The organism is Nocardia gamkensis NBRC 108242 (assembly GCF_001612985.1).
In the GTDB taxonomy this organism is placed as follows: Bacteria; Actinomycetota; Actinomycetes; order Mycobacteriales; family Mycobacteriaceae; genus Nocardia; species Nocardia gamkensis.
Genome location: NZ_BDBM01000005.1, coordinates 143,490 through 164,212 on the forward strand (window position 1 = coordinate 143,490; position 20,723 = coordinate 164,212).

17 protein-coding genes are annotated in these 20,723 nt (G+C 69.5%); 7 read left to right on the forward strand and 10 right to left on the reverse strand.

Annotated elements, in window-relative coordinates; translation table 11 throughout:
- The first annotated feature begins 17 nt into the window (after positions 1 to 17).
- The 3 genes from NG1_RS05445 (at position 18) to NG1_RS05455 (ending at position 2,059) form a co-directional block, all read left to right on the forward strand.
- On the forward strand, positions 18 to 851 hold the full coding sequence (locus tag NG1_RS05445; RefSeq protein ID WP_040864742.1) for a sulfurtransferase: 834 nt from the start codon (positions 18 to 20) through the stop codon (positions 849 to 851).
- Between the two features lie 5 nt (positions 852 to 856).
- Entirely contained in the window at positions 857 to 1,162 is a 306-nt protein-coding gene (locus NG1_RS05450; RefSeq protein ID WP_062968591.1) for a DUF1416 domain-containing protein, read from the forward strand.
- Between the two features lie 189 nt (positions 1,163 to 1,351).
- Positions 1,352 to 2,059 (forward strand): heme-binding beta-barrel domain-containing protein, encoded by a 708-nt coding sequence (locus NG1_RS05455; RefSeq protein WP_062968593.1) that lies wholly within the window; start codon positions 1,352 to 1,354, stop codon positions 2,057 to 2,059.
- A 353-nt stretch (positions 2,060 to 2,412) separates the two neighbouring features.
- On the opposite strand, the gene cydC is transcribed toward NG1_RS05455, so the two are convergent.
- The 5 genes from cydC to NG1_RS05480 all read right to left on the reverse strand — a co-directional run bounded on the left by cydC (position 2,413) and on the right by NG1_RS05480 (position 10,116).
- Positions 2,413 to 4,197, reverse strand: a complete 1,785-nt coding sequence (gene cydC, locus NG1_RS05460; RefSeq protein ID WP_062968595.1) for a thiol reductant ABC exporter subunit CydC — start codon at positions 4,195 to 4,197, stop codon at positions 2,413 to 2,415.
- A 274-nt stretch (positions 4,198 to 4,471) separates the two neighbouring features.
- Entirely contained in the window at positions 4,472 to 6,415 is a 1,944-nt protein-coding gene (locus NG1_RS05465; RefSeq protein ID WP_062968597.1) for an ABC transporter ATP-binding protein/permease, read from the reverse strand.
- A gap of 4 nt (positions 6,416 to 6,419) precedes the next feature.
- On the reverse strand, positions 6,420 to 7,451 hold the full coding sequence (gene cydB / locus NG1_RS05470) for a cytochrome d ubiquinol oxidase subunit II (protein WP_062968599.1): 1,032 nt from the start codon (positions 7,449 to 7,451) through the stop codon (positions 6,420 to 6,422).
- 9 nt (positions 7,452 to 7,460) lie between these two features.
- Positions 7,461 to 8,954, reverse strand: coding sequence for a cytochrome ubiquinol oxidase subunit I (locus NG1_RS05475; protein WP_062968601.1), 1,494 nt, complete (start codon positions 8,952 to 8,954; stop codon positions 7,461 to 7,463).
- 241 nt (positions 8,955 to 9,195) lie between these two features.
- On the reverse strand, positions 9,196 to 10,116 hold the full coding sequence (locus tag NG1_RS05480) for an aminodeoxychorismate lyase (protein ID WP_062968603.1): 921 nt from the start codon (positions 10,114 to 10,116) through the stop codon (positions 9,196 to 9,198).
- Between the two features lie 134 nt (positions 10,117 to 10,250).
- Here NG1_RS05480 and ygfZ point away from each other — a divergent pair, with 134 nt between their 5' ends.
- From ygfZ to NG1_RS05500, 4 genes are all read left to right on the forward strand, one after another.
- The gene (gene ygfZ / locus NG1_RS05485; RefSeq protein WP_062968897.1) at positions 10,251 to 11,414 is read left to right on the forward strand and encodes a CAF17-like 4Fe-4S cluster assembly/insertion protein YgfZ; all 1,164 of its coding nucleotides are present in this window, start codon (positions 10,251 to 10,253) and stop codon (positions 11,412 to 11,414) included.
- A gap of 101 nt (positions 11,415 to 11,515) precedes the next feature.
- Positions 11,516 to 12,235: an MOSC domain-containing protein gene (locus NG1_RS05490; RefSeq protein ID WP_062968605.1), complete on the forward strand. Its 720-nt coding sequence runs from the start codon at positions 11,516 to 11,518 to the stop codon at positions 12,233 to 12,235.
- On the forward strand, positions 12,232 to 13,185 hold the full coding sequence (locus NG1_RS05495; RefSeq protein ID WP_062968607.1) for an asparaginase: 954 nt from the start codon (positions 12,232 to 12,234) through the stop codon (positions 13,183 to 13,185). Before NG1_RS05490 ends, NG1_RS05495 begins: the two co-directional genes overlap by 4 nt.
- A 175-nt stretch (positions 13,186 to 13,360) precedes the next feature.
- A complete protein-coding gene (locus tag NG1_RS05500) occupies positions 13,361 to 13,567 on the forward strand; it encodes a DUF3073 domain-containing protein (protein ID WP_062968610.1) in 207 nt (68 codons plus the stop codon).
- 148 nt (positions 13,568 to 13,715) lie between these two features.
- Here the strand turns inward: NG1_RS05500 and purM are convergent, their stop codons facing one another.
- The 5 genes from purM to NG1_RS05525 all read right to left on the reverse strand — a co-directional run bounded on the left by purM (position 13,716) and on the right by NG1_RS05525 (position 20,285).
- On the reverse strand, positions 13,716 to 14,792 hold the full coding sequence (gene purM / locus NG1_RS05505) for a phosphoribosylformylglycinamidine cyclo-ligase (RefSeq protein WP_062968612.1): 1,077 nt from the start codon (positions 14,790 to 14,792) through the stop codon (positions 13,716 to 13,718).
- A 130-nt stretch (positions 14,793 to 14,922) separates the two neighbouring features.
- The gene (locus tag NG1_RS05510) at positions 14,923 to 16,611 is read right to left on the reverse strand and encodes an ABC transporter ATP-binding protein (protein ID WP_062968614.1); all 1,689 of its coding nucleotides are present in this window, start codon (positions 16,609 to 16,611) and stop codon (positions 14,923 to 14,925) included.
- Positions 16,604 to 17,578 carry an ABC transporter permease gene (locus NG1_RS05515; protein WP_245659803.1) on the reverse strand — a complete coding sequence of 325 codons (975 nt, stop codon included), beginning with the start codon at positions 17,576 to 17,578 and terminating at the stop codon, positions 16,604 to 16,606. The genes NG1_RS05510 and NG1_RS05515 overlap by 8 nt, the downstream gene beginning before the upstream one ends.
- A gap of 35 nt (positions 17,579 to 17,613) precedes the next feature.
- Positions 17,614 to 18,627, reverse strand: coding sequence for an ABC transporter permease (locus NG1_RS05520; protein ID WP_062968618.1), 1,014 nt, complete (start codon positions 18,625 to 18,627; stop codon positions 17,614 to 17,616).
- 122 nt (positions 18,628 to 18,749) lie between these two features.
- A complete protein-coding gene (locus NG1_RS05525) occupies positions 18,750 to 20,285 on the reverse strand; it encodes an ABC transporter substrate-binding protein (protein ID WP_062968619.1) in 1,536 nt (511 codons plus the stop codon).
- Positions 20,286 to 20,723: the final 438 nt, after the last annotated feature.

The following is a 20,723-nucleotide window of genomic DNA, read 5'->3' on the forward strand; positions in this document are numbered from 1 at the left end:
TCTCTGAAAGGAAAACAATGGCTCGCTCCGATGTCCTGGTCTCCGTTGACTGGGCCGAAGAGAACCTCAACGCCCCCGGCGTCGTCTTCGTCGAGGTCGACGAGGACACCTCCGCCTACGACGGTGGGCACATCGAGGGTGCCGTCCGGCTCGACTGGAAGAAGGACCTGCAGGATCAGGTTCGTCGCGACTTCGTGAACCAGGAGCAGTTCTCCGATCTGCTCTCGGCCCGCGGCATCTCGAACGACGACGAGGTCATCCTGTACGGCGGCAACAACAACTGGTTCGCCGCGTACGCCTACTGGTACTTCAAGCTGTACGGCCACAACAACGTCAAGCTGCTCGACGGTGGCCGTAAGAAGTGGGAGCTCGACGGCCGTCCGCTGTCCACCGAGGCGGTGAACCGGCCCGCCACCCAGTACAAGGCGTCGGCGCCCGACCTGTCCATCCGCGCCTTCCGCGACGAGGTCATCGCGGCCATCGGCACCAAGAACCTGGTCGACGTGCGTTCGCCCGACGAGTTCACCGGCAAGATCCTGGCGCCCGCCCACCTCCCGCAGGAGCAGAGCCAGCGTCCCGGCCACATCCCCGGCGCCATCAACGTGCCGTGGAGCAAGGCCGCGAACGAGGACGGCACCTTCAAGTCCGATGCCGAGCTGACCGAGATCTACAAGGAAGCCGGCCTGGACGGCGAGAAGGAGACCATCGCCTACTGCCGGATCGGCGAGCGCTCCTCGCACACCTGGTTCGTGCTGCAGGAACTGCTCGGCCACCAGAACGTCAAGAACTACGACGGCAGCTGGACCGAGTACGGCTCGCTCGTCGGCGCTCCGATCGAGTTGGGAGAGTAAGAGATATGTGTGCAGCACCTACTCAGGGTCAGGCCATCCCGGCCGGTGTCGACGTGGAGAAGGAAACGGTCATCACCGGCCGTGTCCTGAGCGTCGACGGCCAGCCGGTGGGCGGGGCGTTCGTGCGCCTGCTCGACGGCAACGGTGATTTCACCGCCGAGGTCGTCGCGTCGGGCACCGGTGACTTCCGGTTCTTCGCGGCTCCCGGCTCGTGGACCGTCCGTGCGCTCTCCTCGGCGGGCAACGGCTCGGCCGAGGTGCGCCCCGAGGGCGCGGGCATCCACTCGGTCGACGTCACGGTCGCCAAGTAAGACGCCACACCGGTCGAACGGCCCCGGTCGCTTTCCGCTCCGCGGAAGCACCGGGGCCGTTTGCGTGCCGCGACGAGGGGGTCGTTAGACTCGGATCGTGGTCCTCTTCTTCGAGATTCTGCTGGTGGCCGTGGCCGTTCTGATCGGCTGGTTCGGCCTCTACGTCTTCTACCGGCTGTTCACCGAATCATGAGCGAACTCGCGAGCGAAGGTTCCAACCCGGCCGAGCGAGCGAGTGAACAACTGAACGGAACCGCTCCGGCCGATTCCGCCGGTCGCCGCAGCGGTGACCAGGCCGTGGCCGACGCCGCCGAACGGGCGAGATCCACCGGCGCGCGAAATATCCCGGTCCTACCGGATCTTCCGCTGCCCGAGGACACCGCCAATCTGCGCCTCGGCCCGGATCTGAGCGCCTCGATGCTCGCGCTGCTCCCGCTGGTGGGTGTGTGGCGCGGCGAGGGCGAGGGCAACGATCCCGAGCGCGGGGACTACCGGTTCGGCCAGCAGATCGTCGTCTCGCACGACGGTGGCGACTACCTGGCCTGGGAATCCCGGTCCTGGGTGATCGAGGCCGACGGCAACTACGGCGGCCCCGACCTGCGGGAGAGCGGCTTCTGGCGGGTCGGCATCGACGGCAACGACGAGGTCATCGAATTGCTGCTGTCGCACAGCAGCGGCATCGTCGAGCTGTTCTACGGCCAGGCGCTGACCCAGTCGTCCTGGGAACTGGCCACCGACGTGGTGATCCGCAGCCAGTCCGGCATCGTCGTGGGCGGCGCCAAGCGCCTCTACGGCATCGTCGAAGGCGGCGATCTGGCCTACGTCGAGGAACGCGTGGTAGCCGACGGGCCCCTCGAACCACGCCTCTCGGCCCGCCTCCAGCGCTACATCGGCTGAGCCGGGGCGACAGCTGATCTCGAAAGAACATGGGTAACTCACCGGGTACGCCCAAAACCCCCACATCCTGACGCAAGACCTGCGACCAACCCGAGCGCCCCCAACTTGTATGGCCTGAAGGCCCGGAGAGGCGGAACAGCCCCCGAGCCATACCGGTGCGACTCTCATCGCACGGGTCCGGTCGGACAGACCGGGGCTCGGGGGCCGGGTGACTGCCTGGAATTCGCTCAGCGCTCGCGCGGGCGAAATCCACCTGCAGCGGTGGCGCTAGCGGACAGCCACCTCACGTGTCCTATGAATATCCATTCGTCGAACCACCTCCTTCCTCGTGTACGAACGAATCTAGCGGCGCGTCAGCAGCTCGGCAACGGAATTTCTCGGTGGGCGGAATCGCGGGCGTCACACGCTGTCGCTCGCGCCGCGAATTCCGTTGTGACCAGGCCCGATGCGGTGATCCGGAGCACCGTGTCGGCCTGATGGTCCTCCGGCAGTTGATGTGTGACGACGACCACGATGCGATCGGGTTCCACGATGCCGCTGTCGACGTCGAGCAGGTCGCGCAGCAGCTGCGCCCCGGGCTCGGCCTCCAGGTGCTCCGTCGGTTCGTCGAGCAGCAACACTCGCGCCGGTGACACGAGTGCGCGCGCGAGCAGTATCCGGCGACGCTGTCCGCCCGACACAGCGGCCGCTCCCCCTGCCAGGCCGGTGTGCACCCCCTCCGGCAGCCCGTCCAGCCAGTCCCCGAGACCGACTGTCCGCAATGCCTTCTCGGCGTCTTCGGCGGTCAGATCGCCACGCGCTACTCGCAGATTCTCCAGCACCGAGGTGCCGAACAGGTGCGCGTCCTCGGCGAAGAAGGTGATGCCGGGGCGGGGTGTGTCGAACAATCCCGCCCACTTCATCAGCAGAGTCGTCTTGCCCGCGCCGCTGGGGCCGACCACCGCGATGCGCCTGCCCCGAGGCCGTTCCGGCACGCGCGCGTCGTGTAGGCGGGCCGAGGGGGCGAGGCTCATCCGCCGTCCTTCCTGCTCCGAGTCGTACCCGGACTGGGAGTCACAGGGGTCCGTCGCCGTGCCGGTGGGCGAACCGGCTTCGAATCCGTCCAGGCGATGCAGCGCGGCACGGGCGATCGTCAGGGCCTGCGCCGCCGCGGGCAGCGGGCCGACCGCTTCGAAGGCCGAGAGGGGCAAGAGAACCAGGACGACCAGCGCCATCGGTGTCATCGCGCCCGCGGCACCGCCATCGGGGCCGTAGAGGGTGATACCGATCAGCAGGGCGCCCAGCACGGCGGCGCCGATCGAGAGCGGCGTGGCGGCGGCGGCCCAGGCGCTGCGCCGGGCGGCCCGGTCCTCCGCGGCGACGGCTCGGCGTGACGCCGCTGCGGCCGCGTCGAGAGCGGCGTCGAGACGACCGGCGACGCGCAATTCGACCGCGTGGTCGAGGACTGTCAGAGCCTGCGCGGTGAACTCCGCCCGGTCGGCGCGGACGGCGCGTTCCGCCTCCGACGCCGCGGCGGCCGACAACCACGGCGCGACGATGCCCGACAGGACCAGTGCACCCGCCAGGATCCCGGCAGCGGACGGGGAGATCGTGGCCAGGAGCGCGACGGCCGCGACCGAGAGGGCGAGGGCGACCGCGACCGGCACGAACACGCGGACCACCACGGCGCCCAGGTCGTCGATGTCACGGCCGACGCGGACCAGGAGATCACCGCGGCGCGGCGGCTTCGTCTCCCCTGCGGGCGCATCCGACCGGTCGTGCCCGGTCCGCGGGACCTCGGGCCTGCGCAGCCAGAGATCCGAGCGAGCCAGCGTGCGGTAGACCGTGGTGCGCGCGGTCGTCATGGCGCGCAGGGCCACGTCGTGCGTGGCGAGACGTTCCAGGTACCGGCACAGGCCGCGCGAGATGCCCAGCGCGCGCACCGCGACGACGGCGATGCTCAGGTCGAGCACCGGCGGCATCTGCCAGGCTCGCGCGATCAGCCACGCCGCCAGCGCCGCCAGACCGAGCCCGCTGCCCAGCGCCAGCACACCCCACCCGATCGCCACCGCGACCCGCCCGCGGGACAATTCGAGCAGCGTCCACATCCGGCGCAGATCACCGAACGTCGTGGTGTCGCGTGAAACGGCCCGCGTCATCGCGATCGCCCCTCTCGCCCGTCCGTCGCGTCGGCTCGCGAACCGCGGCCGACCATCAGCGGGTCTTCCACACAGGTCGCGGACGTCACCCACTGCCCGCCGCAGTTTCCTCCGGGCGTGTCACCACATGGTCGACCGGCTTTCCCCGCTGCCGCAGGACCTCCGCTCGCGCGGTGCGCATCACCACGAGCCGGTCGCACGCGGCCGATCATCGGGCGATCCTCGGCGGCGATCAGCGGCTGCTGAACTCCGGTCGGCTTTCGCTCGATAGCGCTCACCGCAGGACCTCCGCTCGGTCGGCGCGTACCTGGACGACGTGATCGGCGGCGGCCAGCACGGTCGGGCGGTGGCCGATGACGACGACCGTCGCGCCCGCGCGGGCCCGGACCTGGAGGGCGGCCAGTACGGTGGCTTCGGCGGCGGCGTCGAGGTGCGCGGTCGGCTCGTCGAGCAGCAGGACCGGGCGATCGGTGGCCAGCACCCTGGTCAGCGTGAGGCGTTGGCGCTGGCCGAGTGACAGGCCGACGCCGCCGGGGCCGACCACGGTGTTCCAGCCGTCCGGCAGATCCGCCAGCACGGCGTCGAAACCGGTGGCCAGGCAGGCGGCTTCGAGATCGTCGATGACGCGCGCCGGGCCGCGGGCGGCGCGGTCCACCGTTCGCGCGCCGAGCAGTTCGAGGTTGTCCCGCAGCGTGCCGGGTATCAGCACCGGCCGCTGCGGCAGCCACGCCACGCGCGCCCACCATCGGTCCGGGTCCAGTTCACGGATGTCGACACCGTCGACGGTCACTACGCCTCGGTCGGGCGCGATCAATCCCAGGATCGCCTGCACCACGGTCGATTTGCCGCTGCCGTTGGGACCGGCGAGCACAGTGAGGCAGCTGGGCCGCAAGACCGCCGACAGACCCGCGGGGGCGTACCCGTCACGCGCCCGCACCGAGAGGTCGCGGAGTTCGACCGTGCCGGGGCCTGCGGAGCTGTCGCGGTCCAGTGCCGTCGCCATGGCTGGCTTCCGCACGGTCCGGCGGTCGTTGCTCGCATCACCGCCCGCCGGTTCTGCCACCGCACCCACCACACCGTGGCCAGGCAGCCACCTGGCCAGCTCGTCGCCTGGGTCGGTCGCCGACAGCCTCTGCACGCCGTGGCCGGGCACCGACGCGACCAGCTCACCGCCGAGGGCCGGGGCCGTGACGTGCCCGCCGTCGACGTGCGCGGTAGGCGTGGACTCGAGAATCGCGAACGCTTTGTCCGCGGCCGCCATGCCGTCCTGGGCGGCGTGGAAACGTTCGCCCACCATGCGCAGCGGCAGGTACACCTCGGGGGCGAGCACCAGCACCACCAAGCCCGCGTAGAGACTCATCTCGCCGAATACCAGCCGCAGCCCGATGGAGACCGCGATCAGGGCCACGCTGAGGGTCGCGAGCATCTCCAGCACCATCGAGGACAGGAAAGCCATGCGCAGCGCCCGCATGGTGCGTTGCCGCAGCGCGTCACCGAGATCGCGGACGCGGTGCCGCATGGTGTGTGTGGCGGCGTCTGGTCCGGATTCCGGGTGGCCCGTCTCGCGGCCGAGCGCGCGCAACGTCGGCATGCCCGCGAACAGGTCGAGCAATTGGTCCGACAACCGCGTGGTGGCCGCGAGGGTGGCTTCGGATCTTCCCTGGGTCAGCAGCCCGATGAGGATCATGAAGATCGGGATGAGCGGCAAGGTGACCACCGCGATCACCCCGGAGGCCGGATCGTGGGCCGCGATGACCGCGAGCACGATCGGCGGCACCAGCACCGCCAGCAACAGAGCGGGTACGTAGCCGACGAGATAGCCGCGCAGCCCGGCCAGGCCGGTGCCGACGACCACGGCCAACTCCGTTCGGCGCGTGTCGAGTTCGCGAGGCGACAGCCGTGCGCCCGCCGCGAGCACCGCGCCCTCCAGCTCCGCCACCACGCTCGCGCCCGCTCGGTGCGCCAGCCGGGCCTGCGACCACGTGGCGAGGACCCGGCCCGCGATCACGAGCGCGAGCACGACCAGTTCGACCGTCCACGCGCCGAGCGTGCGCGAACCCGGATCGGTGACCACCCCGGCCAACACCCGCCCGATCAGCAGCGCCGCCACCACGATCGTCGCGGTGACGATCAGTGACAGCGCGACGCTGAGCGCCAGGTAGCCGCGCGCCGAGCGGGCGTACCGCCACAGGCGCGGGTCGATCGGCGGGCGGGCCATGGCGTCAGTCCCGCACGCGCCGCATGGGCAGGCCGACCGGGGGCGGGATCTGCTCGACGGTGATCCGCTTGCGGAACACCCAGTAGGTCCAGCCCTGGTACACCAGCACGACCGGGGTGGCCAGCGCCGCCGCCCAGCTCATCACCTTCAGCGTGTACGGCGTCGAGGACGCGTTGTGGATCGTCAGGTCGAATGCCGCGTCGAGCGTCGACGGAAGCACATTCGGGAACAGCGAACCGAACAGCAGCGCGGTCGCCGCCGCGACGGTCACCGTGGTGCCGGTGAACGCCCACCCGTCACGCTGGGCGAAGTCGGCGGCCGCCGCGACGACCAGGCCGAGTACCGCCAGCGCCAGCGGGATCCAGGTCCAGCCGGTCCCGTAGGACAGCTGGGTCCACAATCCGAATCCGCCGACCACGACCACCGTCGGAGCCAGCAGCAGCCGGGCGGTGCGCCGGGCGTCGTCGCAGACTTCGCCGGCCGTCTTGAGCACCAGGAACATCGCTCCGTGCAGCGCGAACAGCAGCCCGGTCGCCAATCCGCCGAGCAGGGCGTAGGGCCCGAACAGGTCGGCCACCGAGCCCGCGAACTGCTTCTTCTCGTTCAGCGGCACACCGTGCACGACATTGGCGAATACCCAGCCCCAGGCCAGCGCCGGAACCCAGGAACCGATGCCGATGCCGATGTCGCAGCGGGCCCGCCAGCGCGGGTCGTCGATCTTGCCGCGGTACTCGATGGCGCAGATGCGCAGGATCAGCGCGACGAGCACCAGCAGCAAGGCCAGGTAGAAGCCGGAGAACAGGCTGGCGTACCACTCGGGGAACGCGGCGAACATCGCGGCGCCCGCGGTGATCAGCCAGACCTCGTTGGCGTCCCACACCGGCCCGATGGTGTTGAGCACCGCGCGCCTGCGCCGGTCGGACCCCTTGCCGAGGATCGGCATGAGCATGCCGACGCCGAAGTCGAAGCCCTCCAGCACGAAGTAGCCGGTGAACAGCAGGCCGATCAGGACGAACCAGAACTCTTGCAGACTCATCGCCGGCTCCTAGTAGGCGAACGAAAGGTGTTCGACGGCGGGTTCTTCGGCCGTGCGGCCGCCCGAGGCCGAGTCCGTGCCGTGCGGCTCGGACGCGGCGGGTGCGGCCGGATCGGGTCCGTGGATCACGTACCGGCGCATCAGGTAGAACCACACGATCGCGAGCGCGCCGTACAGCAGCGTGAAGGTGATCAGCGAGAACAGGACGACGCCGGGCGAGTGGTCCGAGACGCCCTGCTGCACGGTGAGGCGCAGGTTCGGGTCGCCGGTGGGGTTGGGCACGACCACCCAGGGCTGGCGGCCCATCTCGGTGAACACCCATCCGGCGCTGTTGGCCAGGAACGGCGTCGGGATGACCAGCAGGCTCAGCCAGGAGAACCAGCGCTGGTCGGGCACCCGGCCGCGGCGAGTGAGCCACAGCCCGGCCAGCGCGAGCAGCGCCGAACCCGCCGACAGACCGATCATGGCGCGGAACGACCAGTAGGTGACGAACAGGTTCGGGCGGTAGTCGCCGACGCCGAACTTCTCGTTGTAGGCCTTCTGCAGGTCGACGACGCCGTCCAAGGTCACGCCGGTGAACTCGCCCTCCGCCAGCCAGGGCAGCACGTACGGCACTTCGAGCACGTGCGTGACGCTGTCGCAGTTGTTGTGCGTGCCGACGGTGAGCACGGAGAAGTCCGGGTCGAGGGCGGTGTGGCACAGCGATTCCGCCGAGGCCATCTTCATCGGCTGCTGTTCGAACATCAGCTTGCCCTGCACGTCACCGGTGTAGATCAGCGCCGCCAGCGACACGATCAGCACGGCGATGCCCGCCCGCGCCGCGGTCCGCCACATCGCCCGCGCCTCGGCGAGTTTCGCCTCGTCGCCGCCGCGGGCGTTGCGCACCATCCACCATCCCGCGATGCCCGCGACGAAAGTGCCCGCCGTCAAGAAGGATCCGGCGACCACATGCGGGAAAGCGGCCAGCAAGGTGTTGTTGGTGAGCACCTCCACGATGCTCTGTAGCTCCGCGCGACCGGTTTCCGGGTTGTAGCGGGCGCCGACCGGATGCTGCATGAACGAGTTGGCCGCGACGATGAAGTACGCCGAGGCGTTCACGCCGATCGCGACCATCCAGATCGCGCCCAGGTGCAGCAGTTTGGGCAACCGGGTCCAGCCGAAGATCCACAGCCCGAGGAAGGTCGACTCCATGAAGAAGGCGATCAGGCCTTCCAGCGCGAGTGGGGCGCCGAATACGTCACCGACGAACCGGGAGTACTCGCTCCAGTTCATGCCGAACTGGAACTCCTGCACGATGCCGGTCGCGACGCCGAGCGCGAAGTTGATCAGGAACAGCTTGCCGAAGAACTTGGTCAGTCGCAGCCAGTGCTGCTTGCCGGTGACGACCCAGGCGGTCTGCATGGCTGCCACCAGCGGCGCGAGACCGATGGTCAACGGCACCAGAAGGAAGTGATAGACCGTGGTGATGCCGAACTGCCATCGGGAGATGTCCAAGGCGTTCAAGCCGGCCTCCTGCGTATCTACGACGTGTCGTAGTAAGACTACGTCGGAGATGACGGGGAACAATGAGTCCTAGGCCACGCCACCAGCGCGATCGCACGCCCATTTCGCCTGTTTTCCGTGCTCATCGCCACCCCGTACCCGCCCGAGTAGGACGGAGATCACGGAGCGGCGCCTCGCCACGACGGCGCCGCCCTCCGCGCGCGGCCGACGCGACAACCGATCTCGCGGGCGGAACACCCCGTCACCAGTCGCCGATGGCTCCCGCGCGCTCGATGCCGCGATCGACCAGATCGATGATCTCCTGGGCGTTGTCCGGCGCGGACATCCGCAGCCCGTCCAGCGAATTGACCCGCGCCGCAAGCGAGATGCTCGACAGCATCCAGACGCTGTCGCAGGTGAGCAGGTCGGCGGTGAACAGCGAGTCGTAGCGGCAGCGCCAGCCGGCCTTCTCGGCTTCGGCGAACAGCGCGCGCTGGGTGACGCCGGGCAGCACGCCGTTCTTCGCGGGCGGGGTGATCAACTGCTTGTCGCGGGCGATCACCACGGTGGACCGCGGCCCCTCCAGCACCCGATTCTCCGTGCTGGTGAAGATCACGTCGTCCGCGCCCATCCGCGCGGCGAACCGCAGGGCGGCCATGTTGGTGGCGTAGGACAGCGTCTTGGCCCCGAGCAACTGCCAGGGCGCCGCCTGCGCGAGGTCGACCGAGATGCCGCGCGAGAGGCTCACCACGGCGACGCCTTCGCTGCGGGCCTTCTCCACGCGCTCGGGCACCGGCACGACGAGCACGAAAGCCGTCGGCACCGGCACGGCGGCGGCGAGATCGCCGGTCTTGACCTTGTCGGGCGTGCCCGCCAGCTCGGAGTCGCGGCCTCGGGTCAGCACCAGCCGCAGCACGCCTTCGCGTTCGCTGCCCCATTCCTTGGCGGCGATCTCCACCGCCTCGCGCCATTTGCCCAGTTCGGGCTCGGGCAGATCGAGCGCCTGCGCGGAGCGGCGCAGTCTGCCTAGATGAAATTCGATCGCGCACGCGACACCCGCGCGCACGAGCACCGTTTCGAACACACCGTCGCCGCGCAATACGCCGATATCGTCCGCGAACAACAACGGCGCATCCACATCTCGGACCGCACCATCGAGAGTTACCAGAACTCGATCCACCATGCGACGAGCGTAGGCGGTGCGAGCGGCCAATGCCTATGTCACGGCCGCTTTTGCCAGACCTTTTGTGCAGCCGCACCGAAGCGCCCGCCGTAATGCTCGGACAATGCCGATCGGCTATGCCGGACCGCGGCGCCATGGCCCGGTTCGCGCACCGCCGGGCGGACCCGCCTAGAGTGGAGAAGGTGTCCGTGGTCGTTGCGCCCAGCCCCCTGCTCAGTGTGTCGGGAGCCGTCGCGGGAGCGGCGGGTTCGCCCGACGCCGCCGTCGCCTGGCACTACGGCGATCCGTTCGGCGAACAGCGCGCCGCGGTGGAGCGCGCCGCGATCGTCGACCGCTCGCACCGATTCGTCCTGCGCATCACCGGCGCCGAGCGGCTGACCTGGTTGCACACCATCACCAGTCAGCATGTCGCCGCCCTCGGCGACGGGCAGTCCGCCGAGAACCTCGACCTGGATCTGAACGGCCGGGTGCTGCATCACTTCGTGCTCACCGAGCTGGACGGCACCGTCTGGATCGATACCGAGGCCGAGCGCGGTCCCGACCTGCTCGCGTTTCTGCAAAGAATGGTTTTCTGGGCCGACGCCAAGCCTGTCGAAGCCGCCGATCACGCGGTGCTGAGCCTGCTCGGACCGGGAGTCGCCGGTCTGACCGAAGCGCTCGGGGTCCCGGCTCTGCCCGGCATGTACGAGGCGGTGCCGCTGCCCGACGGCGGCTTCCTGCGCCGGATGCCGTGGCCGACGGCGGACTCCTTCGACCTGATCATCCCCCGCGACCGGCTGACCGACCTCTGGGCCCGGCTCACCGCGGCCGGCGCCACCCCCGCCGGGATGTGGGCCTTCGAGGCGCTGCGCGTCGCGGCCGTTCGCCCGCGCATCGGCCTGGACACCGACGAACGCACCATCCCGCACGAGGCCCGCTGGATCGGCGGCGTCCCCGAGCACGGAGCGGTTCACCTGGACAAGGGCTGCTATCGCGGCCAGGAGACCGTGGCCAGGGTGCACAACCTCGGCAAGCCGCCGCGGCACCTGCTGCTGTTGCACCTGGACGGCTCGGCGGACGAGCGCCCGGTTGTCGGCGACGACGTCACCGCGGGTGGCCGCACGGTCGGCAGGCTCGGCACGGTCGTCGACCACTACGAACTCGGCCCGATCGCCCTCGCCCTGGTCAAGCGCGCCGTTCCGGCCGATACCGCGCTGGCCGCCGGTCCGGTGGCCGCGTCCATCGATCCCGATTCGATGCCCTCCGACGACGAGCCGCAGGCGGGCAGGCTCGCGGTCGACCGGCTGCGCGGGCGTTGATCCGTTGACGAAACACCGTTCGGCGTGGGACTTTTCCAGCCGGCACCCGCACCCCTGCTCAGCGCCGAGCCTCCCCATCCGCGACGAGAGGAGCGCTGCCCATGCGCGTCGGTGATACCGGCGAGGTGCTCGCCGCCTGTGTCGTGCACGCCGACCTGGAGGTGCCGACCCGGGTGGGTCGCACCGCTATCGACAAGCGACCGGTGGCGGGCCGGGTCGCGGTGCGCGCGCTCGGCTTGGACGGCGACCACGTCTGCGACACCAAGCATCACGGTGGCGTGCATCAGGCCGTCTACGCCTACGCCGACGAGGACGCCCGTCGCTGGGGCACGGAACTCGGCCGCACCCTGCCCGCGGGGTGGTTCGGCGAAAACCTCCGGGTGGGTGGACTTCCGGTCAGCGACTCGGTGATCGGCGCGCGCTGGTCGGTCGGCGACACTCTGCTGGAGGTCAGCGCTCCGCGCGTGCCGTGTGCGACGTTCCAGCACTGGAGCGGTGAGCGGCAGTGGGTCAAACGGTTCGCCCTGCGCAGCGACACCGGCGCCTACCTGCGGGTGCTCGAAGAGGGAACGATCGCGGCGGGGGACCGGATCTCGGTGGTGCACGTCCCCGAGCACGGCATCACCGTGCGTGACCTGTTCACCGGCGCCGATCTCGACCTGCTGACGATCCTGCTCGCCGACGAGCCGACCATCTCCGACGACGTGCGCATGCAGGTCGAACGGCACGCGCGCAGGCATACCAACGCCGCGCGGGCCGCGGCGCACCGGCACGCGGCGGCCGGCCGCACCGACGACGTCGGCACGGGAGCGCAACTGTGAGTGTGGAACTGGTCGAAGTCGTCCGCTCGGGCTTCCGCGAATGCGTGCACCGCGGCTCGGTGGTGGTGCTCGACGCGGCGGGCGAGCCCACCCTCGAGCTCGGCGAAGTGCATCTGCCGATCTTCCCGCGTTCGACGAACAAGCCGATGCAGGCGATCACCCTCCTGCGCAATGGGTTCCAGCCGCTCGACGACGCCGAACTGGCCATCGCCACCGCCTCGCACTTCGGCGAACCGGACCATGTCGCGCTGGTGCGCAGGCTGCTGGACCGCTTCGGGCTGCCCGACTCGTCCCTGGCGTGCCCGCCCGATCTGCCGTACGACGAACGCGCCCGCGCCGCGGCGCTCGCCGGTGGGCAACAGCCCCATCCGATCTACATGAACTGCTCCGGCAAGCACGCGGCGATGCTCGCGACCTGCGCGATCAACGGCTGGCCCACCGAGGGCTACCAGGACCGGACGCATCCGCTCCAGCGCGCGGTGATCGCGACGGTGGCCGACCTGACCGGCGAGCCGGAAGCCGATCTGGGCATCGACGGCTGCGGACTGCCGATCATCCCGGTCTCGCTGGTCAACCTCGCGCGGGTGTTCGCGACCATGGCGACGGCCGATCCCGGGACCCCGGAACGCCGGGTCGCCGACGCGGTACGCGCGCATCCGCGAGTGATTTCCGGCACGAACGGGGCCGATCTGCTGGCCATGCGGGCCACCCCGGGACTGGTGTGCAAGATCGGCGCGGACGGTGTGCACGCAGGCGCGTTGCCGGACGGATCGGCTTTCGCGTACAAGATCGAAGACGGTCACGATCGGGCGCGAATGCCGCTGACGCTGGCGATTCTGCATCGGATGGGGATCGTGTGGACCGATGCGCACGCGGAGCTCGCGGCCCCCGCAGTGCTCGGCGGGGGCGCTCGAGTCGGTGTGATTCGCGCGATACCCGGCGTGGTCTAGGTATTCCACGGCGGGGCGACAAGCGGGCAAACGGCACCGGTTCCGGAGTTCTTCACCCACTCCTGGAAGCGAGACCGCCGGACACACGCTAAAGTGTCTGTCAGGAAGAGTATTAATTCGAACGGGGCCGCCACCAAACCCCAGGCCGCCCCGCTGTGACGCGAGGGGGTCAGCCATGGGCCGTGGCCGGGCTAAGGCAAAGCAGACCAAGGTCGCGCGCGAGCTGAAGTACAGCTCGACGCCGACCGACTTCGCGAGCCTTCAGCGCGAGCTTTCGGGAAGCCCCACCTCCCAGCGGAGTGGTGTGCTGTCCGATGAGCACGACGCGGACGACTCTTTGTCCCGCTGGGACGAGGACGACTACGACGACTGGCGCCGCTGACTCGGATTTACGTCTGAAGGGGGAGGCCGGCGGGCCTCCCCCTTCGATCGTTGTCGCGGGTTGACGTCACAGGCGCCGAAAAGGCTTGCAACACAACAGAGTCCCGCATCGCACGAGGATGCGGGGCTCTGACGTGTCTTCGCCGCGGTCAGAACCGCGGATGCTCCCCCACCAGGACGGCGCGCATGGCGTCGGCGTCCTTGGCCTTCTTGACCGTGCCCAGCGTCCAGCACTCGATGTGCCGCGCGGTCAGCACTGCCAGCGCCCGGTCCACGTCCTCCGGGGCGACGACGGCGACCATGCCGACGCCCATGTTGAACGTCTTCTCCATCTCGGCCCGCTCCACCCGGCCGCGCTGGGCGATCATCTTGAACACCGGCGCCGGGTTCCAGGTGCCGCGATCCAGCTCGGCCACCATGCCCGGGGGCAGCACCCGGGCCAGGTTCGCCGTCAGGCCGCCGCCGGTGACGTGGGCGAAGGTGCGCACATCGGTCTCGGCGATCAGCGCCAGGCAGTCCTTGGCGTAGATCCGGGTCGGCTCGAGTAGTTCCTCGCCCAAGGTGCGGCCGAATTCCTCGACGTGGCCGGTGAGCGACATGCGGTCGATGTCGAGCAGCACCTTGCGGGCCAGGCTGTAGCCGTTGGAGTGCAGCCCGGAGGACCCCATGGCGATCACCACGTCGCCGGGACGGACCCGGTCGGGACCGAGCACCGCGTCGGCCTCGACCACGCCGATGCCGGTGGCGGACAGGTCGTAGTCGTCCGGGTCCATCAGCCCGGGATGCTCGGCGGTCTCGCCTCCCAGCAGCGCGCAACCGGCGCGCACACAACCCTCCGCGATACCGGAGACCAGTTCGGCGACCTTCTCCGGCACGACCTTGCCGATGGCGATGTAGTCCTGCAGGAACAGCGGCTCCGCGCCGCAGACCACGAGATCGTCCACCACCATGGCGACCAGGTCGAGGCCGACGGTGTCGTGCTTGTCCATCGCCTGGGCGACCGCGATCTTGGTGCCGACGCCGTCGGTGGAGGCCGCCAGCAGCGGTTCCCGGTAGCCGCCCTTCAACGCGAACAGCCCGGCGAAACCACCGAGGCCGCCTTGGACCTCGGGCCGGGTCGCCTTCTTCGCCAATGGCCCGAACAACTCGACTGCGCGGTCACCTGCCTCGATGTCCACGCCTGCCGCGGCGTATGAGGCACCACCACTGGGGGTCTGTTCAGTCATCTTCGGGGAAAGCTCCAAACCGAATCGGCGGATAGATGCCTGCTCACGCTACCGGAGCCGGATAACGACCCCGCACCGGTGTTGGCTCGCCCTCTTGACAATAGGGCAGAACCAACCGTAAAGCGGACGATCAGTCCGTCTCGTTCCCGTCGAGCCGCCCGGCCTGCTCCCGGCGGCGGCGTTGCCGCACCGGGTCGGGCACCGGCACGGCGGCGACCAAGCGCCGGGTGTACTCCTCCCGCGGCGCGCGCAGGATGCGATCGCGATCACCCTCCTCGACCACAGCACCGTCGCGCAACACCACGATCCGGTCGGCGAGCTGGTCGACCACCGCCAGGTCATGGCTGATGAACAGGCACGCCCAGCCGCATTCGCGCTGTAGCCGGCCGAACAACTCCAGCACCGCCGCCTGCACCGAGACGTCCAGCGCGCTGGTCGGCTCGTCGGCGACCAGCAGGTCCGGGTCGAGCACCAGGGCGCGGGCCAGGCTCGCGCGCTGACGCTGCCCGCCGGACAACTCGTGCGGGTAGCGACCTTCGACACCCGCGGGCAAACGCACGTCGTCGAGCAGTCCGCGCACCCTGGCTCGGATCTGCGCGGAGCTTCCGGCCTTGTGCACCAGCAACGGCTCCGCGACACACTCCCCCACGGTGAGCCGGGGGTTCAGCGAACTGGCCGGGTCCTGGAAGACGAATCCGAAGCGCCGCCGGATCGGCCGCAGCTTGCGCTGCGACAGGCCCGCGATGTCCTGCCCGCGCACCCGCACCGTCCCGGAGGTCGGCCGTTGCAGCGCCGCCACGCAACGGCCGATGGTCGACTTGCCCGATCCGGATTCCCCGACCAGGCCCAGCGTCTCGCCGGGCGCGATCCGCAGGCTCACCCCGTCCACGGCGCGGAACCGCGGCCTGCCGAACGAACCGGGGAATTCGACCACGAGGTCGCGGATCTCGAGCACCGGATCGGCCGCGGTTCCGGTGCGGTCGGACGGCCCGTGTTCGATCTGTTCGGCGCCCAGGTGCGGCACCGCGGCCAGCAGGGCGCGGGTGTACTCGGCCGTGGGCCGGGCGAACAGCTCGTCCACCGGCGCCTGCTCGACCACCGCGCCGTCGCGCATCACCACAACGCGGTCGGCGATGTCGGCGACCACGCCCATGTTGTGGGTGATCAGCACGATCGCGCTGCCGATCCGGTCGCGCAGGTCCCGCAGCAGGGCGAGGATCTCGGCCTGCACCGTGACGTCCAGCGCCGTGGTCGGCTCGTCGGCGATGATCACCTTCGGTTCGCAGGCGATGGCGATGGCGATCATCACCCGTTGTTTCTGTCCGCCGGAGAGCTGATGCGGGTAGTAGTCCACCCGGTGCTCCGGGTCGGGCAACCCCACCAGGCGCAGCAGTTCCACCGCGCGTGCTCTCGCGGCCTTCTTGGTCATCTCGGTGTGCGCCCGCAGCGCCTCGCCGATCTGGAAACCGACGGTGAACAACGGGTCCAGCGCCAGTCCGGGTTCCTGGAACACCATCGAGATCGCTCCGCCGCGCAATGCGGTGAGCTGCTTCTCGCTCATCGCGGTGACCTGCTCGGTGCCCAGGGTGACCAGGCCGGCAACGGTGGCGGTCGCGGGCAGCAACCCCATCGCGGTGCGCGAGCTCACCGACTTGCCCGAACCGGATTCTCCGACGACGGCCAGCACTTCGCCCGGATAGACCTGGTAGGAGACGTCGGTGACCGCGTGCACGGGCCCCGCGTCGGTGGCGAAGGTGACCGACAGCGATTCGACGGACAGGGCGGGGCGGCCCCGGCCGGCCGCGGAAGACTCAGGCATCGGTCACGTCCTTTCCTCCGCCCGGCGCGACGCCGGGCGCGCTCGCCACCGCCGCCGCGCGACGAGTGCGCAGGATGGGGTTGAGCACTTCGTTGAGGCTCTCGCCCACCAAGGTCATGCCGAGCACGACGAGCACGATGGCGACGCCGGGGAAGACACCCGTCCACCAGATGCCGTTGGAGACGTCCGACAGCGCTTTGTTCAGGTCGAAGCCCCACTCCGCGGCCTGGGTCGGTTCGATGCCGAAACCGAGGAAGCCGAGCCCGGCCAGGGTGAGGATGGCCTCCGATCCGTTGAGCGTGACGATCACCGGCAGCGATTGGGTGACGTTGGCGAGGATGTGCCGGAACAGGATTCGCGTGGTCGACGCACCGGTCACCCGGGCCGCGTCGACGTACGGCTCCTGCTTCACGGCCACGGTCGCGTTGCGCACCACGCGGAAGTACTGCGGCACGAAGACCGCCGTGATGGCGACCGCCGCGGACAGCACACCGCCCAGGCTGGTCGAGCGGCCGCCCGCGACCACGATGGACACCACGATCGCCAGCAGCAGAGTCGGAAACGCGTACATCGCGTCCATGAACAGCACCAGCAGCCGGTCCGGCCACCGCCCGGCATAGCCGGACAGCAACCCCAGCGGCACCCCGATCAGCAGCGAGAGCACCAGCGAGATCGCGATCACCCACAGTGCGGTGCGCGCACCGTAGATCACCCGGGAGAACACGTCCTCGCCGCGCACCGATGTGCCGAACCAGTGTTCGGCCGACGGCGCCTGCTGGCGGGCGAACTCGACACCGTCGGCGGCGCTCTGGGCGAACCCGTACGGCGCGATCAGCGGAGCGAGAACGGCGGCGACCACGAAGACGCCGACCAACGCGAGCCCGAGGATCAGCGTCGCGCGCTGCAACCCCGCGGTCATCGCGAACAACCGCAGGCCGGGTACGCCCCTTCGCGGCGCGGACGGCATGACCGGAGGTTCGTTCAGTAGTTCCGGAGCGGTCATCAGAACCTCACCCTCGGATCGATCAGCGCGACCAGGACGTCCACCACGAAGCTCAGCACCGCCACGATGAGCGCGATGAACGCGACGATGCCCTGCACTGCGATGAAGTCGCGCGCCGACAGGTACTGCGCGAACTGGTAGCCGAGGCCCTTCCACTCGAAGGTGGTCTCGGTGAGCACCGACGCGCCGAGCATCATGGCGATCTGCATGCCCATCACCGTGACTATCGGGATCATCGCGTTGCGGAAGGCATGCCGGCCGGTCACCACGCGGCGGGACAGACCGCGCGCCCGTGCCGCGTCCACGTAGTCGGCGCGCAGGGTCTGGATCAGGTTGATCCGCACCAGCCGCAGGAAGATGCCCGCGGTGAGCAGGCCCAGCGCGACGGCGGGCAGCACGGCGTGTCTCAGCACGTCGAGCAGGTAGCCGGAGTCGCCGTAGAGGATCGCGTCGATCACCATGATGTTGGTCTTCGGCGAGACGTGCTGCAACCGCAGTTCCACGTTGGTGCTCGCCCGTCCCGCCACCGGCAGCCAGCCCAGCCGCACCGCGAACACCAGCTTGAGCAGCAGGCCGACGAAGAACACCGGCGCGGCGTAGAACAGGATGGCCAGCAGGCGCAGCGTGGTGTCGGCAGCCGAATCCCGGTGGGTGGCGGCGTATCTGCCCAGCGGGACGCCGATCGCGAACGCGACGATCAGCGCCCAGCACACCAGCTCCAGCGAGGCCGCGCCATAGGTGAGCACCACCTCGCTGATCTCCCGATTGTCCTGGGAGCGGCCGAGATCACCGTGCAGCAGCCCGGAGAGGTAGTCCCGGTACTGGGCCAGGATCGGCCGGTTGAGCCCGGCTGCCTCCTTGCGCGCCGCTATCTGCTCCTGGGTCATGCGCCCGCCCATGGCCGCGCTGATCGGATCGCCGACCACGCGCATCAGGAAGAACACGACCGTGACCAGGATCCACGCGGTCACCGGGATCAGCAGCAGGCGGACGCCGAGGTAGCGCGACAACATGCGGTACCGAGAATCGTCGCCGCCCCTGCCTGTTCGCCGCGGGCCCCGGGGCCGGGCCCGGATTGCTGCCGGCGCGCTGTCCGCCGATATCGTCGCCTCCGGCCCGACCGTCTCGCCGGAACTCACTTGCTCAGCACCGTATAGCGGAACTTGAACGACGCGTCGAGCGTCTGCTCCACGCCTTGCACGCCTGCGGCCGAGACCGCGATCTGCTTGCCGGACAGCAGCGGGACGATCGGCAGGAAGTTCTGCGCGAGGTCGCGCTGCACCTGCTGGATCTGCGCGAGCCGCTTGTCCTTGTCGGGCTGGGTGGCCTGCGCGATCAGCTGCGCGGAGATGCCCGGGTCCTCGAAGTGCGATTGCAGGAAGTTGTTCGGGCCGAAGAACGGAGAGAGGTAGTTGTCCGGGTCCGGGAAGTCCGGGAACCAGCCGAACTGGTAGAGCGGGTAGCCGTCGCGGGCCCGTTCGCGCTGGTAGGTCACCCATTCGGTGGATTGCAGGTTGACCGAGAACAAACCGGTGGCCTCCAGCTGCGACTTGATCGCGGCGTACTCCTCGGAGCTGCTGGAGCCGTAGTGGTCCGGGTTGTATTGGAGATTCAGCTCCACCGGGGTCGCCACCCCGGCGTCGGCCAGGAATCGCGCCGCCTGATCCTTGTTCGGCCGGGCGCCGTAGATGTCCTCGAACGGCTCCGCCGCGCCCGGCACGCCCTGCGGCACGGACGAATACGCGGGCAGGTACGTCTTCTTGTAGACGCCGTCGGCCAGCGCGGCCCGATCGACGGTGGACGCGACCGCCTTGCGCACGGCCAGTTTCTGCGCGGGTGTACCGCCCGGCATGGTGTTCAGGTTGAACACCAGGTAGCGCAATTCACCGCCCGGGCCTTCGTGCACGGTGACCTTGCTGTCGTTGCGCAGCGACTCGATGTCGGTGGGCGTCAGCGACCGATATCCGACGTCGAGCGAACCGTTCTGGAGGTCGAGTTTCATGTTGTCGGTGGTGGCGTAGTACTTCGTCGACACCGTCTTGGTTCTCGGTGTGCCGAGGATGCCGTTGTAGTCGGCGAAGGCCCGGTACTCGACCAGTTTGTTCTTGTCGTAACCGGCGATGGTGTACGGGCCGGAGTAACCCTTGCCCCGCACCACGTCCTCGTCCGGCAGCACCCGGTCCGGGGCGTACACCTTCTCGTCGACGATCGGTCCCGCTTGGGTGGGCAGGATCGCGGGGAAGGTCTGATCGTTGGCCACCTTCAGCGTGAACGCGACGGTGCGCGCGTCCACCACGTCGGTCTTCTCCAGGTTGCCGAGCAGTGCCGCGGGCCCGTTCGGATCGTTGATCCGCAGCATCCGGTCGAAGGAGAACTTCACGCTGGTGGCGGTCAGCGGGTTGCCGTTGGCGAATCTCAGGCCGTCCTTCAGCGTGCAGGTGTACACCGTCGGCGCGGTGAACTCGCACTTCTGCGCGGCATCGGGCCGGGGTGTCGCGTCGCCGGGCGCGAAGTTCAGCAGATACTGGTAGATCTGGGTCTCGGCGACGAGCGAGCCGTTGTCGTAGGCGGCCGCCGGATCGAGCGAGAAGATCTTGTCGGTGGTGCCTGCCACCAGGCCGCCGCCGTCGTCGTCCTCGCCGGTTCGCCCGGAACCGCAGCCCGCCAGCATCGACGCCGCCAACCCCAGTAAGCCGACGGCCGCGATGGTTCGCGTCCCGATCCGCCGCCCCAACCACGAATTCCTCATCACGGCCCCACTTCTCGAACGCCGCACCGCGCTCGGCGTGGATCGCGGGCCCGGTGCGGACGCGGGTGAACTTCCGGTCTGATCGGCACCGTACCCACGAAGCATTTTCGGCACGTTACGTTTTCGAAGAAAATCCGCGAGCCCGTCAGCAGGCGTTATGCGCAGCGCCTACGACCGCCGGTTGAACCGGTCGTATGTCCAGGACGGCGGCGTCGCGCGGGGCGTCATGTCTCGAGCACGCCACGCGACGCTGCGCGACAGGACATGACGGTGCCGGCGAACGCTTCCGGCGAACCATCACTCGCCGCGGCGAAAGGGATTCCGGCGCACGCCCGGAGCGGGCGACCCACCGGCGCAGGT